We start from the raw sequence: 16,027 nt of genomic DNA, 5'->3' as shown, positions 1-16,027 counted from the left end.
GATGGGCAACACATCATCGGCAGCACAGCGCCCGTCCGGCGTTGGGACCATTGCGATCATCGCCGTAGCGATCGTCGCCTTTGGCGTCGTTCCGCTGTTCGGTTCCGACTATCTGCTGGACGCCGTTCTGACGCCGTTTCTCGCGCTGGCGCTCGCCGCCGTCGGGCTCAACGTGCTCACCGGTTATGCCGGGCAGGTGTCGCTGGGCTCCGCCGCGTTCCTGGCGGTCGGCGCCTATGCGACCTACAACCTGCATCTCCGGCTGCCGCAGCTGCCATTGATCGTCGATCTGGTGCTCGCCGGCCTCATCGCGGCCGCGATCGGCATCGTGTTCGGATTGCCGAGCCTGCGGCTGCGCGGCTTTTACCTCGCGGTCTCGACGCTCGCCGCGCAGTTTTTCGTGCAATGGGCGCTCACCAAGTTCGGCTGGTTCTCCAACGACAATCCGTCCGGCGTGATCGATGCCCCGGTGCTCGGCGTGGCCGGCTTCACCTTCACCAGTCCGGCGGGGCGCTACCTGTTCTCGCTGTGCATCGTGGTGGTCGCGACCTTCCTGACGCTGCGGCTGTTGCGCTCGCAAAGCGGCCGCAACTTCATCGCGGTGCGCGATCACGAGCTCGCGGCCAAGGTGATCGGCGTGCCGCTGCTGCGCACCAAGCTGCTGGCTTTCGGCGTCTCCTCGTTCCTGATCGGAATCGCCGGCGTGTTGTGGGCCTTCGCTTACTTGCGCACCGTCGAGCCGGCCGGCTTCAATCTCGATCGCTCGTTCCAGATCCTGTTCATCATCATCATCGGCGGGCTGGCTTCGCTGCGGGGCGCGTTTCTCGGCGCCGCCTTCATCGTGGTGTTTCCGCTGCTTCTGTCACGCGCCGGCGCCGCCTTGCTCGGCGGCATGTTCGATTCCGGCGTGCTGGAGATGAGCCAGCGCATCGTCGTCGGCGCGCTCATCATCGCATTCCTGATCGCCGAGCCGCGCGGCCTGATCGCGCTGTGGGACCGGCTTTGGCGAGCGGTCGCGCGGTCGGTCGCGATCCGCACCACCTGACATTTTGCACCAAGGGAGAGACCAAAGATGATGAGATCAAAATATCTGAAATTCGCCTTCGCCGCGGTAGTCGCCTCTATGCTGGCGACAGCGCCGGCCGCACGCGCCGACGAACAGTTCTTTCCGCTGCAAAGCTACCGGGTTGGCCCCTATGCGGCCGGCGGCACCGGCTTCTTCGGCGGCTTCATCGACTATCTCAATCTGATCAACATCCGCGACGGCGGCGTCAACGGCGTCAAGCTGACCTGGGACGAGGGCGAGACCCAGTACGAGGTCGAGCGCGGCGTCGAGGTCTATGAACGGCTGAAGGGGCGCCCGGGCGTTGCTGCCTGGAATCCGCTGTCGGTCGGCATCGCCTATGCCATGATCGACCGGATCACCAAGGACAAGGTGCCGCTGATCACCATCAACCACGGCCGCACCGATTCGACCGACGGCCGCGTATTCCCCTACGTGTTTCCGTTGCTGCTCAATCCCTACAGCGAGACCTCGGGCATCGTGAACTACATTGCGAGCCGCGAGGGCGGGGTGGAGAAGCTGAAGGACAAGAAGATCGTCGTGCTCTATCACGGCTCGCCCTACGGCAAGGAAACCATCCCGATCTACAAGCTGCTGGCCGACAAGTACCAGTTCAGCCTGGAGCAGATCGAGGTGCCGCATCCCGGCAACGAGCAGCAATCGCAGTGGCTGTCGATCCGCCGCGCGAAGCCCGATTACGTGGTGCTGCGCGGCTGGGGCGTGATGAACCCGGTGGCGCTGAAGACCGCGCAGAAGGTCGGCTTCCCCGCCGACCACATCATCGGCAACGTCTGGTCCAATTCCGAGGAAGACGTGATCCCGGCCGGCGATGCCGCCAAGGGCTATATCGCGATCACGACGCAGGCCTCCGGCGAGCAGTATCCGGTGCTGCAGGAGGTGATCAAGACGGTCTATGGTGCCGGCAAGGGCAACCTCGACGACAAGAAGCGGATCGGCAGCGTCTACCACAACCTCGGCATCGTGAACGGCATCCTTAATGTCGAGGCGATCCGGATCGCGCAGGCGAAGTTCGGCAAGCGCACCTTGACCGGCGACGAGGTGCGCTGGGGCTTCGAGCATCTCCAGCTCGATCCGGCGCGGGTCGAAGCGCTCGGTGCCAAGGATCTGTTCCACTCGATCAACGTCACCTGGGACAATCACGAAGGCGACGGTCGCGTCACCTTCCAGCAGTGGGACGGCGGAAAGTGGAAGGTGGTCTCCGGCTGGATCGCGCCGGACTGGGCCTTCCTGCGCCCGATCATCGAGAAGTCGGCGGCCGCCTATGCCAAGGAGCACGGCATCAAGGTGCGGACCTCCGGCGACGAGGCCGTCAGCAACTGACGTCGCGACAGGCGCGGGAGCTATCCGGCTCCCGCGCCCCTCAAGACGATGGATCAACAGATGAGTGAACCGCTGCTCTCGGTCGAAGGCCTGGCCGCGACTTACAACCACGCGATCGCGGCGGTCAGCGACGTGTCGCTTGCCGTGCGGGGCGGCGAGATCGTCGCCGTGCTCGGCGCTAACGGCGCCGGCAAGTCGACCACGCTGCAGGCGGTCTCGGCGCTGCTCTCGGCGAGTCGCGGGCAGATCACCGCCGGACGGATCGTCTTTGACGGCCGCGATCTCGCGGGCACGTCGGCGGCGGCGCTGGTGCGCGCCGGCCTCGTGCCGGTGCTCGAGGGGCGGCATTGCTTTGCCTCGCTGACTGTGGAGGAGAACCTCATCACCGGCGCGATGGGGCGCGATGCGCGCAGGGCGGAGATCGTTGCAGACCTCGACCGCGTCTATCAGCTGTTTCCGCGCCTCAAGCAGCATCGCCGCTCGCTCGCCGGACTGACCTCCGGCGGCGAGCAGCAGATGACGGCGATCGGCCGGGCCCTGATGTCGCGTCCGCGGCTGCTGGTGCTCGACGAACCGTCGATGGGCCTCGCGCCGCTGGTCGTCGAGGCGATCTTTCGCGCGCTCAAGCAGCTCAACACCGAGCAGGGACTGTCGATCCTGGTCGCCGAACAGAACTCGACCGTGGCGCTGCGCTTTGCCGACCATGCGGTCGTGCTCGAGAACGGCCGCAGCGTGCTGGCCGGCCACGCGGCCGAACTGCGCCAGCGCGCCGACATCAAGACCCACTATCTCGGCGGATCGTCGCAGGGCGATCCGCGCCGAAGGCAGCCGCGCGAGGCTGTCGCATGATTGCAACCCGGGAGAGACTGACCATGGCTAACGACAATCTCGCACGCAGGATCGACGACGACGTTTATGCCAGGCTCGATGCCGCCATCGACGCGACGGTAAAGGTGAATGCCGACCGCAACGACCGCGAGAGCCGCTTTCCGCGCGAGAACCTTCGCGCACTGGCGGAGGCCGGCTGGACCGGCGTGCTGAACGAGCCGCAGTTCGGCGGGCTCGGCCTCGGCCATCTGGACTTCGCGGAAGCCGCCTACCGGATCGGGCAGGCGGATGCCTCCACCGGGCTCATCTACGTCATGCATGTCGGCGCGGCCCAGACCATCAATCTGTTCGGCAACACCGATCAGAAGGAGCGCTGGCTGAAGGCGAATAATGGCGGCCTGCTCGGCACCTATTCGACCAGCGAACGCGCCACCGGCGGGCACTGGTGGTACAATCTGTCCGAAGCCTCGCGCGACGGCGACGATTATCGCGTCAACGCCGAGAAATCGTTCACGACGAGTTCGGGCCAGGCCGACTATTACGTGGTGCAGACCCGTACGCCGGGCGCCAAGGATCAGGCCGACATCATCTTCTTCGTCGTCGACGGCAAGGCCGAGGGCATCGAGTCCCGTCCCTGGGATGCGCTCGGCGTGCGGGCCAACCATTCCGGGGCGATCCGCTACAGCAATGTGCATGTGCCGCAGCGCGACCGGCTCGGCGCCGAGGGGCAGGGCAAGGAGATCATCTATGACGGCGTCTCGCCGGTCTATCTGATCGGGCTCGGCGCGGTCTGGGAAGGCGTGGCGCGCGGCGCGTTGAATGCGGCGATCGCCCACACCACGAGCTTCGTGCACAAGGACAGGAACAAGAGCCTGTCGGATTATCAGGCAATCCGCCAGGAGCTCGGTGCCGCCAAGGTGCTGGTCGAAACGCTGCGGCCGTGGCGCAACGAGCTCGCGGGCAAGCTCGACGCGCTCTGGCGTGCCGGCAAGGCGCAAAGCGAAATCCTGATTCCGCTGACCGAGTTCAAGGTGCACGCCGCCGAGGTCGCCAACAAGGTCGCGGCGACGGCGCTGACGGTGACGGGCGGTTACGGCTATCACCGCGGTCCGATCGAGCGCGCCTATCGCGACGCCCGGGCGGCGATCGCGATGGGGCCGTCCAATGTCATCGCGCGCGACTGGATCGGAAAGGCGGTGGTCGGCCTGCCGCTTGAACTGTTTTACGAGGGCGGAGAATAATTACTGCTCTCCCCGCGCGTGGAACGACTCAGGCAAAAGGCCCGCCGCTCAGGCCGAGCGACGGGCCTTCACATTTGCGTGGGCTACCACTGCCGGTAGACGCCGGTCAGCGTGCCGTTGTTGTTTCCTTCAGGGCCAACGTCACCCTGCGTCGAACCCGGCGTCGGATGGTTGGTGCCATTCATCGCGCCATACCAGCCCGGTTCAACCTGATTGTACATCACCTGCGGCTCGTAGGTCTGATAGCGCGGGCCGCCATAGTACCGTGGGCCGGGGTTCCCATAAGGATAATAGCCTTGCGCGAACGCACCTGCCGTCGTTGCGATCAGCGACGCCGCGGCCAGGGTCAGTATCGTGGTCTTCCGTTGCATTCATGCACTCCTTGCTGGTGTCGCGACCAACGGATGCCGCGGACCGGCGTTCCTCATCTGCCATGCGGCTGACGAAGGTGAATTTGCACGGAGGTGGGATCAGGATTTGGTGAGGGGGCTTGCGCTCTGCGGGCCGCGCCGTCGCTCTGCCCGGTAGAATGCATCCGCAGCAGATTCGCTATACTTTTCTGGCTATAACGAGCCGCCGGCTGCGCCCGCAGTGCCTGGAGAGCCCGGCGCTTCGGAAAAGGAAGCCCGCCGACCGGGGCGGGCAAGGTCTCAGGGAGGAAAACGCTCTGACAAGGGAGCGCGCGGTCAGCGTCCCCGATTCGCGTGCAGTTGCGAAGATCGTATAACTACTGTCATCAGGGCCGGCATTATGCGAATGCTGCTTGCCGGCCGACAAAGCGCAAGCACAACCGGGACCAACAGGGGAAGTACATGAGCACGTCTTCAGTTTTTGCCCGCGTCGTCGCGGCGATCGGGGCCGGCGCCGTGGCGTGGCGGCGGATGCAGGGCGCACAGCCCGCGCCCGCCTGGGGCAGCGCGCCGCAGATTCCGGCGGCGAAGTCGCAGGGCGCGATCCCGACGCTGAAGATGCCGACGGCGCGCGGCTGGGACAAGGGCCAGCTTCCGACTACAGCACCCGGACTCAAGGTTAACGCCTTCGCGGCCGGGCTCGATCATCCGCGCTGGATCAACGTGCTGCCGAACGGCGATGTGCTGATCGCGGAGGCGACGCAGATCGCAGGCACCCCGCGCAGCGTATTCCATTATGCGATGCAGGCGACGATGCGCCGTGCCGCAGCGCTCGGCGTCAGCGCCAACCGCATCACGCTGCTGCGCGATCGCGACGGCGACGGTGTCGCCGAAAGCCGCGGCGCCTTCATGGAAGGATTGCGTCAGCCGTTCGGCATGGCGCTGATCGGCGACACCTTCTATGTCGGCAACACCGACGGCGTGGTGGCGTTTCCCTACACCGCGGGCGCCGATCGCATCACCGCGGAGGGACGCAAGCTCGTCACCTTCAAGCCCGACGGCCACTGGACGCGCAGCCTCCTGCCGAGCGCCGACGGCAAGAAGCTCTATGCCGGCGTCGGCTCGCTCAGCAACATCGCCGAGAACGGCATGGAGGTCGAGCAAGGCCGAGCCGCGATCTACGAACTCGATCTCGCCGCCGGCACCAGCCGCATCTTCGCCAGCGGCCTGCGTAATCCGGTCGGGCTCGCGTGGGAGCCGAACACGCATGTGCTGTGGACCGTCGTCAACGAGCGCGATGGCATCGGCGACGAGACGCCGCCGGATTACCTGACCTCGGTGCGCGACGGCGGCTTCTACGGCTGGCCCTATTGCTACTGGGGTCAGACGGTGGACGACCGCGTGCCCCAGGATCCGGCGATGGTCGCCAAGGCGATCCAGCCGGACTACGCGCTCGGCGGCCACACCGCTTCGCTCGGCCTGTGCTGGATGCCCAAGGGCACGCTGCCCGGCTTCCCCGACGGCATGGTGATCGGCCAGCACGGCTCGTGGAATCGCTCGACGCTGTCGGGCTACAAGGTGGTGTTCGTGCCGTTCGAGAACGGCCGCCCGTCGGGGCCGGCGCGCGACATCCTGTCGGGCTTCCTCGCACCCGACGAGAAGGTGTCGTACGGCCGCCCGGTCGGCGTCGCGCTCGGCCCGGACCGATCGCTGCTGGTCGCCGACGATGTCGGCAACGTGATCTGGCGCGTCACGGGCGCGTCGGCTGCCAGCGAGCCCGGGCATTCGCAAAGATGAAGAAGGCCGCCAGTCGCAGCGGCCTTGGTGGACTGGTCCGGCTTGCTTGATCGCGAGAGCCGGCTCGGCGCTCTCGTGAGCGCCGGCGGCGATCTTCCAGTCCGGTGCTGCTAGTCGCAGCGGCGGATCCTGCGCGCCGAACCGTCGTCGCGCTCGATCGTCACTGTGCGGCATCCGCGATATCCGCGATCGTATCCGTAGGCGCGATAAGCGGGTCGATCGTAGTCTCGGTAGTAGCGCGACTCGGGGCCTACCCTCACGCCGCCGAGCGGCGTATCGACGGCAACTTGAGCGGTCGCGGGCGCAATGGAGATCGGCGTGACGATCGCGAAACCGGCCACCGCCACGACACCGGCCAATAACAGATTCCTCATGCGAGTTTCCTCCTCGATTGTCGCAGTGCCGTTCAACATCCCAGCCATGGCAAGGGTTCCTCCGCTTTTGTGAAGTCTTGCCGCGCTCGGCGTCAGTGGCTCAGGAACTTGCGGATGTCCTGCGCGATCTCGGCGGCATGGGTCTCCAGCGCGAAGTGGCCGGTGTCGAAGAACTTGACGACGGCGTTCGGATTGTCGCGCTTGAACGCCTCGGCGCCGGGAGGCAGGAAGAACGGATCGTTGCTGCCCCACACCGCGAGGAACGGCGGCTGGTGGGTGCGGAAGTAGGACTGGAAGGCCGGATAGAGCGCGACGTTGCTCTTGTAGTCGCCGAACAGATCGAGCTGCACGTCATGCGCGCCGGGCCGCGCCATGTAGTAATTGTCGAGGTTCTGTCCGTCCGGCGACACGGCCTGCGGATCCGATGTGCCGTGGGTGTACTGCCAGCACGTGGTCTCCGGCGTCAGCAGGGCGCGCAGCGCGTCGCGGTTCGCCTGCGACGGATCCTGCCAATAGGCCTTGATCGGGCTCCAGCCGTCGCTGAGGCCTTCTTCATAGGCGTTGCCGTTTTGCGAGATGATCGCGGTGATCCGCTCCGGATGCTTGAGCGCGAGACGGAATCCGGTCGGCGCGCCGTAGTCGAACACATAGACCGCGTAGCGGTCGAAGCCGATCACCTCGGTGAAGCGGTCGATCACGCCGGCGATGCGGTCGAAAGTGTAGCCGAACGCGTCGCGCGGCGGCATGTCGGACTGGCCGAAGCCGGGCAGGTCGGGCGCCACGATGTGGAATTTGTCCGCGAGACGCGGGATCAGATCGCGGAACATGTGCCCCGCGCTCGGGAAGCCGTGCAGCAGCAGCAGTTTCGGTGCGCCGGATGAGCCGGCTTCGCGATAGAACACCTTGAAGCCGTCGACATCGACGGTGCGATACTTGATCTCGGACATTTGTCACTCCCTGTGATGTGGTGGGCTTTGGGATTACGGCCTGGTCTGCGCGGAAACCGCGCTGACTGCTTCCCGAATGATGTCGGTGACGAGCTTCGGCGCCGTGACGATCGGGGTGTGATCGACCGGATGTGAACGCATCGCAGCCTTCATCCGCGCCGCCATGCTGCGCTGGGTTGCGGGTGCGATCATCCGGTCCTCCTCGGCGACCAGGAACCAGCTCGGGATATCTTTCCAGAGCGGACGGCCGACCGGCACGGTGATGCAGGCGGGCGAGATCGGCCGCTGCACGGCGGCGAGCACCGCGAGGTCCTCGGATCGCGCGCCGTGCGCGAACGCCGATGCGAAGGCGGACTCGGGCAGCCAGATCAGGCCGTTTGTGTCGGGCGCGAGCCTGGGCGCGAACGGATGCGGCGGTGTGCGATAGAACACGTCGGCGACGGTCTCGCCCTCGTCGGGCGCCAGCGCCGCGACATAGACCAGCGCCTCGACGCGCGGTGCGCGGGTCTCGGCGATCACGGCCCCGGCATAGGCATGGCCGGCCAGCACGACCGGTCCCTCGACGCGATCCAGCGCGCGGTTCAGCGCGGCGACGTCGTCCGCCAGCGAGGTCAGCGGCAGCGGCGCCGCCACCGCGGTGATGCCCTCGGCATCGAGCGCCGTGATCACCCGCGCCCAGCTCGATCCGTCGGCCCATGCGCCATGGGCGAGCACCACGCTGACATCCTTGTTCGACATCTTCAGCTCCTCGTTTCAGGCCGATTGCACGTAACCTGTAAAATGCTAATATGCAGGTTACAGCGCTTGTGGCTCAATGTTCGTAACTTGTCAATGGCTATTAATCAGGTTATGTGGATTGACGTTCGGAGCAGGCGCCCAGGAGGACATCACCGTGCAATCCCATCCGCCCGCGATGTTCATCGCCGACAGCTTGGGCCTTGATTTCATCAATTCGATCGCGACCCCGGTCGATACGCCGGTGGATTGGATCGCCGATGGCGACGGCCTGCTGCGCTGGCTCGCGCAGGCCAGGCTGGTGCCGCCAGACGTGCTCGATGAACTGACGGCCCGCGCGAAGCCGGGCGAGCTCGACGATGTTGCCGGCCAGGCGCGAGACTTGCGCGAATGGTTCCGTGGCTTCGTGCGCAAGCATATGGGCAAGCCGCTGGCGGCTCGCGCGCTCAAGGAGATCGAGCCGCTGAACCGGTTGCTCGAGAGCGATCAGGCGTTCAGCAAGATCGTGCCGCGTCGCGACCATGATGGCTTCGCGCTGGAGCGGACACGGCGCTGGCGCTCGGCTGAAGCATTGCTGCTGCCGATCGGCGAGGCGATGGCCAAAGTCGTCTGCGAGGAAAGCTTTTCCGACATCAAGGCGTGCGAGGGCCCGGCGTGCACCTTGATGTTCGCCGATCACACCCGGGCGCGCGCGCGCCGCTGGTGCAGCATGGCGATCTGCGGCAACCGCGCCAAGCAGGCCGCGCACCGCAGCCGGATGAAGGATAGGGGAGCATGATCCGGAAATGTGCGTAGCGGTTTTCCGAAGAAATCATGCTTAAGAAGACAAACCAAACCCGAGCAGGTCGTGGGTGACACTCTCGACGCCGCCGATCAGTTGCCCGTCGCTAGAGCATGATCCGGAAAAGTGGAAACTGGTTTTCCCTCGCGACAAACGCCAAAGGCGCTTGCGCGGAGATCATGCTCAAACAAAGAGAGGAGATCATGATGCGGCTCCGTGGAAACGCATCATGATCTAGGGCGCAAAGGGTAACGGTCGCTGACGCATTGCGCGCCGGAGGGAACTCAAAAATCCGTATGGGCTCGATTGCTCGGAAGCGCCTAAAACCGGAATGAAATCCATAGCGGTTTTCAACCATGCCCCTTGAGCCTTCCTCAACTTCCGCAGCCGATGCTTTGTCCGCCAACGGGATCGATAAGGAGCTTGAGCATGCCGGCCAAGGTTCGAACGACGGCACGTACGACCGCGAACGCCACCGCGCAGGGGCGCGAGGATATCCTTAACGCGCACGCCATCAGCACGCTGGGCGCCGGCGTCGTCAGCGCGATGAGCGCGGTCGGCGCCGCCGTCATCAAGAAGAACAAGCCGGCACTCGGCAAGAGCCCGGACTGGTTCTGGCACATGTTCGCGAAATGCGAGGCCAAAGCCGCCCGTGTCGCCGAGCAGGCCGCGCACGATCCGCAGGCCTGCGGCGACGCGACCTTCATCGAGGTCTATGCCGCGCAATTGCCGAAGCTGATGGCGTCGGCGCTCGAGAGCCACGACAAAGCGCTGAAGGCGAAGTGAGGTCGGCCGATACGGGTCAGCTCTGTAGGGCGGGTTAGCCACCGGGTCCGCGCAAAGCGCGGCCCGATGACAGGCTCAGCATAACCCGCCGCAACGCTACGCGATGAAGCCTCGGCGGGTTACGGCTTCGCCTAACCCCCCTACGATGCTTCCGATGCGGCTGGATGAACGGGCGGCCCCGATCGGACAGCCGGCCTGATCCGCGGCAGCTTTTCTGCCACGGAGGCATGGCGATTTCGGCGGTCTTGGCGTAAAGCACGCCAAGTCATCATGCGGCTGTGCCGCCTGCCGGGGTCGCAGCTTCAGGTCGTCCCGCTCGACGTTCTGCGCCCGGACCAATCAAGGTTTCCCATCTCGTGCCCTTTCCGACCACAAGTTTGCCGCTCGCCCGCGCCTTGGCTGAGCGCAACTACGAACAGCCGACCCCCGTCCAGCTCGCCGTGCTGGCGGACGATGCCGTCGGCCGCGACCTCCTGGTTTCGGCCCAGACCGGCTCGGGCAAGACCGTCGCCTACGGATTGGCCATGGCCAGGGACCTGCTCGGCGACGCCGAGCGGTTCGAGCCGGCTGCCGCCCCGCTGGCGCTGATCGTCGCGCCGACCCGCGAACTTGCTCTGCAGGTGCAGCGCGAGCTCGCATGGCTCTATGAACATGCCGACGCCCGGGTCGTCTCCTGCGTCGGCGGCATGGACCCGCGCCGCGAGCAGCGCGAGCTGGCTGCGGGCGCCCACATCGTGGTCGGCACGCCCGGCCGGCTGTGCGACCATTTGCGGCGCGGCCGCCTCGATATCTCGGGATTGCGGGTTGTCGTGCTCGACGAGGCAGACGAGATGCTCAATCTCGGCTTCCGCGAAGACATGGAATTCATCCTCGAGACCACGCCGGATACCCGCCGCACCCTGCTGTTCTCGGCGACGTTCCCGCGCGGCATCGTCGCGCTGGCCAAGCAGTATCAAGAGCAGGCGTTACGGATCGAGGTGGCGGGCGACGAGGGTGGTCACGCCGACATCGAGTACCGCGCCATCCGGGTGGCCGCCGACGATGTCGAGCATGCGGTCGTCAATGTGCTGCGCTTCCATGAGGCGCCGAGCGCGCTGGTGTTCTGCAACACAAGAGAAGCCGTCAGGCATTTGCAGGCGGCGCTCTTGGAGCGCGGGTTCTCGGTGGCCGCGCTGTCGGGCGAGATGACCCAGAACGAGCGCACCCAGGCGCTGCAGGCCTTGCGCGACGGACGGTCCAGGGTTTGCGTCGCGACCGACGTGGCGGCGCGCGGCATCGACCTGCCGAGCCTCGATCTCGTCATCCACGCCGATCTGCCGAAGGACCCGGAGGTGATGCAGCATCGCTCGGGCCGCACCGGCCGCGCCGGCCGCAAGGGCATCAGCATCCTGCTGGTCCCGCCGGCCCGGCGACGCCGCGCCGAACTGCTGCTCGATCTCGCCGGCATCGATATCGTCTGGGGCACCGCGCCGCAGGCGGACGAGATCCGCAAGCTCGACCATGATCGCTTGCTGAAGGATGCCGTGTTCTCCGAGGAGGCGACTTCGGACGATCTGGCGCTGGCGCAGGCCTTGCTCGCCGAACGCTCGCCCGAGGCGATCGCCGCGGCGCTGGCCCGGCTCTATCGCGCCCGACTGCCGGCGCCCGAAGACATCCTCGATCCCGGCGAGGGGCGGGGCCGCGACCGCGGCGAGCGCGCCGCGCGCCGTGAGGAGCGTGCCGCCGGGCCGCGATCGAAGACCAGCAAGTCTCCGCGCCACGGCATGGAGGAGGCGACCGTCTGGTTCCGCGCCGCGATCGGACGGAGGAAGAACGCCGAAGCGCGCTGGCTATTGCCGATGATCTGCCGCCGCGGCGGCATCGACAAGCGCGACATCGGCGCCATCAAGATCATGGACACCACCACCGAGTTCGAGATCGCCGCGCGGGTCGCAGACTCCTTCGCCGTCAAGATCAAGCGCCCGGACAAGGAGGACAGCATCCGCATCGAGCCGCTGGCGGAGGCTCCGCAGGGGAATGGGCACGCGGAAAAGCCGACGCGCAGGCCGTGGCGCGACGAGGGTGACGACCGACACAGCCCGCCGCGCAGTGATCGGTCGCATGATGAGGCGACGGCCAAGCGACGCGGCAAGCCGGACCGTGAGACGAGAGCCAAATTCGACGGCGAGCCGAGATTCGGCAACCAAAAGAAACATCGCGGCAAGCCCGGCCATGCCGAACGCACGCAGTGGCCGGACGTGGCGGTGAAGCCGAAGTTCGGCAAGAAGCCAAAGAAGAAGCGGCGGGGTTGAGCTGTGATTGGTGTCACGTTACGTGAGGTGAGCAGGCTGCTCAGGCTCCCTCCCCCCTTGCGGGGTAGGGCTATCGCATATGGCCGAGGGTCGAGAGAAGGAAGTCGTTGTTCCACCTGGCTTGGAGCATTTTGTGGCTGATGCGCGCGGGGCCGGGTGTCGCCTGCAGAGCATTGATGGCCAGCTTGCGGATAAGAGCAAGATTTTCCGCAGCGTGATCCTTGCGGCTGCGGCAGGCATCCTCGTCGAACAGAACGTCGAGGACCCAGTGCAGGTTGTTCTCGATGCTCCAATGAGCGCGCACGGCCTCGAGCAGCTTTTTGGCCGACAGCAGGCGCGATGCCAGGAAGTATCGGACCGTGTGTTTGACAGCCTTGCCAGAGTTGGCGCGCCAACTGTCGATGCGACCGACTGCGGCGATGGCGGGGAAGCCGTATTGTTTCGCCAACCGAGGCGCCGGCGCGACGAGGGCCTGTCGGCGCTCGACGCGGCCGTGGGCGGTGGCTCTTCGTTGACTCGCTCGCGCGGGCTTTCGGGCTGTGTCGACCAGCGTCTTGGCGGCCTTGAACAGCCGGCCACGATTGCTCTTGATGGCCAACACGTAGTGCCCCTTTCGGTCGCGGATGGCCTGCGCGGTGTCGGGCCGGCAATGCAAGGCATCGGCGGTGACAAGAGCCCCATCCAGATCGAGCAGGGCGAGGACTTCGAGAGCCCCGGCAACCTCGTTGCGGTCGGGAGCCTTTCTCTGAGCCAGCGCCATGCGAGTGCCTGCGGCCCAGACATTGACCATATGCAGCGGCGTGGCCTGCCGACCTCGTGTGTAGGCTCCGCGCAGCGCCTTGCCGTCAATGCTGACCACCCCTTTGACGCCGAAGCTCTTGCTGAACTTGCGCAAAACCGCTTCAAGCCCCTTCGGGTCCAGAGCACGGAAGACATTGCTGAACGTATCGTGGCTCGGGATGCCGTGCTCGAGCTTCAGGAAGCGCCGCAACAGCTCCTCGCGGCCTTGGCCAAAGAACTCGAACTCGGTGCAGGTCTTGGCGCCAGCCAGCGTCGCCGCCAAGGCGATGACGAGGATCTCCACCAGATCATGTCGGGTGTTGCTAGCGCGCGGGTCCTTGAGCGGTCGAAACAGGCGCTTGAGCTTGCGCATTCAGGGCTCCCTCGGGAATCGAGAGACACCCAAAGAATCCAGTTCCAATCGCTTGGCAACACCCCGCTAGCGCCATATGCGATTCCCCTACCTTGCGGGGGAGGGTGGGGAGAGGGGTGGCCCCGGGGCGAGATGATCGATCAGCCCGTGCGATTTCGGCTATGAGCGTTGCACACTTCGAGTGAGTGGGAGAGAGCTTGCCGCGTGGCACCCCTCTCCCCAGCCCTCCCCCGCAAGGGGGGAGGGAGCCCTTCCGCCAGTACGTCCCTTACAACTGCGATGCGCGCGTGCAGTCCGGCATTTTGCAGCCGTTACGCCCCTCACGCCACCAGCGCGATCTTCGGCACCGTGGCCAGCACCGACTGGTTGCGGCCGTTGGCCTTGGCGGCGTAGAGCGCCTTGTCGGCGGCTTCGATCAGGTCGGCCCATGGCTGGCCTGCGCCCGGCCGCATGCTGGCGACGCCGATGCTCACCGTCGTGCTCAGCTCGCCCTCGCACCATTGCTGCACCTTGCCGCGGATGGTCTCGGCCAGCTTGAAGGCTTCGAGCGCAGTCATGTTGGGCAACAGCACGGCGAATTCCTCGCCGCCGAAGCGCGCCGGGCAATCGCCGGCGCGGCGCACCGCATCCGAAATGCAGATCGCGATTCCGACCAGCACCTGGTCGCCGGCCTGATGGCCGTAGGTGTCGTTGTAGGCCTTGAAATGATCGGCATCGATCATCAGCAGCGCGACCGGCTGGCCGTAGCGGCCGGCGCGACGCCATTCGCGCTCGATCTCGGCATCGAACTTGCGCCGGTTCTTCAGGCCGGTGAGGGCGTCGGTGGTCGCGAGCTCCTCGAGCTTGTCCTCGGCGTCAGCACGCCGGACGATCTCGCGGGCGAGCACCAGGGTCGCGCTGAGCACGAACAGGATCAGGACAGCCATGATCGCGCCGATGCGAATGGCCTCGGTGCGCCAGAGGTTGAACACGGCGTCGAGCGGCTTGCCGACCACGACATAGAGCGGCCCGGAGCTGCCGCGCCGGACATAGAGCCTCGGCGTATTGTCGACCGGGCCCTTGCCGGAGAAGGCGCCGCCGACCTTCAGATTGTCGGCCTTCCAGTTGGATTGTTCCGCGAGGTTCTTGCCGATCACGTCGAGGTCGAACGGCGTCCGCATGATGATGGTGCGGTCGTTGCGCAGCACAGTGATGGTGTCGCCGGGCACCAGGTTCAGCCGTCCGAACAGGTCGTGGAAATAGCTGAAGCGGATCGAGCCGACCACGACGCCGAGGAAGCGGCCGTCGTCCGCCGAGATCCGCCGGCTCAGCACGATGGCGTAGGCGCCACGGTGCAGCATCGGCCGGCTGACATAGAGGCCGGTGTCCGGATGGTCGCGCTGGATGGTGAAATATTGCTCGTCGCTGCGGTTCTCCGGGCGCGGGTCGAGGCTCGCGGCGTCGATGGTCAGGTTGCCTTCCGCATCGAACACCTGGATCGCGCCGAAATGCTGCGCGGTCGCGGCGTGATCGAACAGGATCAGCTGGCGCAGTTCCTTGCTGACGTTGCGGATCTCCGGCATCTGCAGATTGCTGGCGACCGCGCGCAGAGACAGATCATAGAGCTCGATGTTGCGGCTGATGTCGGCCTCGATGCCCGACGCCAGATTCTCCAGGGTCCGGCGCGCCAGTTCCTCCTCGCCGCGGCGCATGTCGAACATCACGCCGGCGCAGACCGCGGAGAAGCCGAGCACGGTGGCAATCGATGCCGCGATCAGCAGCTTTGCCGATAGCCGCCAGCGCCGCCTTGCCTCGTTTCCCCGTCGAAATGGCATTTTCAGCTCCAATGCGCCGTCATGCATCGGGAAATCTTGTCGTCGCCTTAAATGGCGACAGCGGTCGCCGAATGGGTTAACGGGTGGTTGCCGGAACCCTGAGCCTTGAGGACGATGTGAACGACTACGATGCGCTGCGGGACTACCTGAAGAAGCAGCATCTTCCCGAGTTCGTGCTGACCTTCGAGCAGATCGAGGAGATCATCGACGCGGCGCTGCCGCGCGCCGCGCAACGGGCGTCGTGGTGGGAAACCCTGCGTAGCCCGCAGGAGAAGATGCCGCAGCGTGAAGCCTGCATCGAGGCCGGCTACATCGCCACCCGCCAGGCCGACGGCAAGAGCGTCAAGTTCAAGCGCATGCCGAAGCCGCGTTAGAAGAGCAACACTATAGGTCGTCATCGCCCGCGAAAGCGGGCGATCCAGTATTCCAGAGACGTCAGAGTGATACGGATAAGCCGCGGCGCACTGGATACTCCGCTTTCGCGGAGCATGACATTCGTGAGTGGGGCAGGCAGAGTGCCCCGGCC

15 protein-coding genes are annotated in these 16,027 nt (G+C 65.8%); 9 read left to right on the top strand and 6 right to left on the bottom strand.

Features of this window, described 5'->3' with window-relative positions; translation table 11 throughout:
* The first annotated feature begins 1 nt into the window (after nt 1).
* From ACVIW0_RS35065 to ACVIW0_RS35050, 4 genes are all read left to right on the top strand, one after another.
* Nucleotides 2-1,045, top strand: coding sequence for a branched-chain amino acid ABC transporter permease (locus ACVIW0_RS35065; RefSeq protein WP_461356500.1), 1,044 nt, complete (start codon nt 2-4; stop codon nt 1,043-1,045).
* Nucleotides 1,046-1,123: 78 nt separating this feature from the next.
* Nucleotides 1,124-2,404: an ABC transporter substrate-binding protein gene (locus ACVIW0_RS35060; RefSeq protein WP_461357515.1), complete on the top strand. Its 1,281-nt coding sequence runs from the start codon at nt 1,124-1,126 to the stop codon at nt 2,402-2,404.
* 60 nt (nt 2,405-2,464) lie between these two features.
* Nucleotides 2,465-3,253, top strand: a complete 789-nt coding sequence (locus tag ACVIW0_RS35055) for an ABC transporter ATP-binding protein (RefSeq protein ID WP_461356499.1) — start codon at nt 2,465-2,467, stop codon at nt 3,251-3,253.
* Between the two features lie 23 nt (nt 3,254-3,276).
* Complete coding sequence (locus tag ACVIW0_RS35050) at nt 3,277-4,473, top strand: acyl-CoA dehydrogenase family protein (protein WP_461356498.1); 1,197 nt, start codon at nt 3,277-3,279, stop codon at nt 4,471-4,473.
* An 83-nt stretch (nt 4,474-4,556) separates the two neighbouring features.
* Here ACVIW0_RS35050 and ACVIW0_RS35045 read toward each other — a convergent pair whose 3' ends face one another.
* Nucleotides 4,557-4,844: a hypothetical protein gene (locus ACVIW0_RS35045; RefSeq protein ID WP_461356497.1), complete on the bottom strand. Its 288-nt coding sequence runs from the start codon at nt 4,842-4,844 to the stop codon at nt 4,557-4,559.
* A gap of 441 nt (nt 4,845-5,285) precedes the next feature.
* Between ACVIW0_RS35045 and ACVIW0_RS35040 the strand changes: the two genes are divergently transcribed.
* Complete coding sequence (locus ACVIW0_RS35040; RefSeq protein WP_461356496.1) at nt 5,286-6,620, top strand: PQQ-dependent sugar dehydrogenase; 1,335 nt, start codon at nt 5,286-5,288, stop codon at nt 6,618-6,620.
* Nucleotides 6,621-6,730: 110 nt separating this feature from the next.
* On the opposite strand, the gene ACVIW0_RS35035 is transcribed toward ACVIW0_RS35040, so the two are convergent.
* The 3 genes from ACVIW0_RS35035 to ACVIW0_RS35025 all read right to left on the bottom strand — a co-directional run bounded on the left by ACVIW0_RS35035 (nt 6,731) and on the right by ACVIW0_RS35025 (nt 8,679).
* Nucleotides 6,731-6,994, bottom strand: a complete 264-nt coding sequence (locus ACVIW0_RS35035; protein ID WP_461356495.1) for a hypothetical protein — start codon at nt 6,992-6,994, stop codon at nt 6,731-6,733.
* 92 nt (nt 6,995-7,086) lie between these two features.
* Nucleotides 7,087-7,941: an alpha/beta fold hydrolase gene (locus ACVIW0_RS35030; protein ID WP_461356494.1), complete on the bottom strand. Its 855-nt coding sequence runs from the start codon at nt 7,939-7,941 to the stop codon at nt 7,087-7,089.
* Nucleotides 7,942-7,974: 33 nt separating this feature from the next.
* Complete coding sequence (locus tag ACVIW0_RS35025) at nt 7,975-8,679, bottom strand: alpha/beta fold hydrolase (protein ID WP_461356493.1); 705 nt, start codon at nt 8,677-8,679, stop codon at nt 7,975-7,977.
* Between the two features lie 175 nt (nt 8,680-8,854).
* On the opposite strand from ACVIW0_RS35025, the gene ACVIW0_RS35020 reads away from it, so the two are divergent.
* The 3 genes from ACVIW0_RS35020 to ACVIW0_RS35010 all read left to right on the top strand — a co-directional run bounded on the left by ACVIW0_RS35020 (nt 8,855) and on the right by ACVIW0_RS35010 (nt 12,534).
* Nucleotides 8,855-9,454 (top strand): CGNR zinc finger domain-containing protein, encoded by a 600-nt coding sequence (locus ACVIW0_RS35020; protein WP_461357514.1) that lies wholly within the window; start codon nt 8,855-8,857, stop codon nt 9,452-9,454.
* Between the two features lie 432 nt (nt 9,455-9,886).
* The gene (locus tag ACVIW0_RS35015; protein ID WP_461356492.1) at nt 9,887-10,243 is read left to right on the top strand and encodes a hypothetical protein; all 357 of its coding nucleotides are present in this window, start codon (nt 9,887-9,889) and stop codon (nt 10,241-10,243) included.
* 356 nt (nt 10,244-10,599) lie between these two features.
* Nucleotides 10,600-12,534, top strand: a complete 1,935-nt coding sequence (locus ACVIW0_RS35010; protein ID WP_461356491.1) for a DEAD/DEAH box helicase — start codon at nt 10,600-10,602, stop codon at nt 12,532-12,534.
* A 70-nt stretch (nt 12,535-12,604) separates the two neighbouring features.
* Here ACVIW0_RS35010 and ACVIW0_RS35005 read toward each other — a convergent pair whose 3' ends face one another.
* Nucleotides 12,605-13,687 carry an ISAs1 family transposase gene (locus tag ACVIW0_RS35005; RefSeq protein WP_461351070.1) on the bottom strand — a complete coding sequence of 361 codons (1,083 nt, stop codon included), beginning with the start codon at nt 13,685-13,687 and terminating at the stop codon, nt 12,605-12,607.
* Nucleotides 13,688-14,007: 320 nt separating this feature from the next.
* The gene (locus ACVIW0_RS35000; protein ID WP_461356490.1) at nt 14,008-15,501 is read right to left on the bottom strand and encodes a sensor domain-containing diguanylate cyclase; all 1,494 of its coding nucleotides are present in this window, start codon (nt 15,499-15,501) and stop codon (nt 14,008-14,010) included.
* A 116-nt stretch (nt 15,502-15,617) separates the two neighbouring features.
* Between ACVIW0_RS35000 and ACVIW0_RS34995 the strand changes: the two genes are divergently transcribed.
* Nucleotides 15,618-15,875 (top strand): DUF7662 domain-containing protein, encoded by a 258-nt coding sequence (locus ACVIW0_RS34995; RefSeq protein WP_461356489.1) that lies wholly within the window; start codon nt 15,618-15,620, stop codon nt 15,873-15,875.
* Nucleotides 15,876-16,027 lie beyond the last annotated feature (152 nt).

The sequence above is a fragment of the Bradyrhizobium sp. USDA 4454 genome (genome assembly GCF_054822705.1).
The sequence above is the reverse complement of the archived record's forward strand: the minus strand, read 5'-3'. Positions and strand labels throughout refer to the sequence as shown.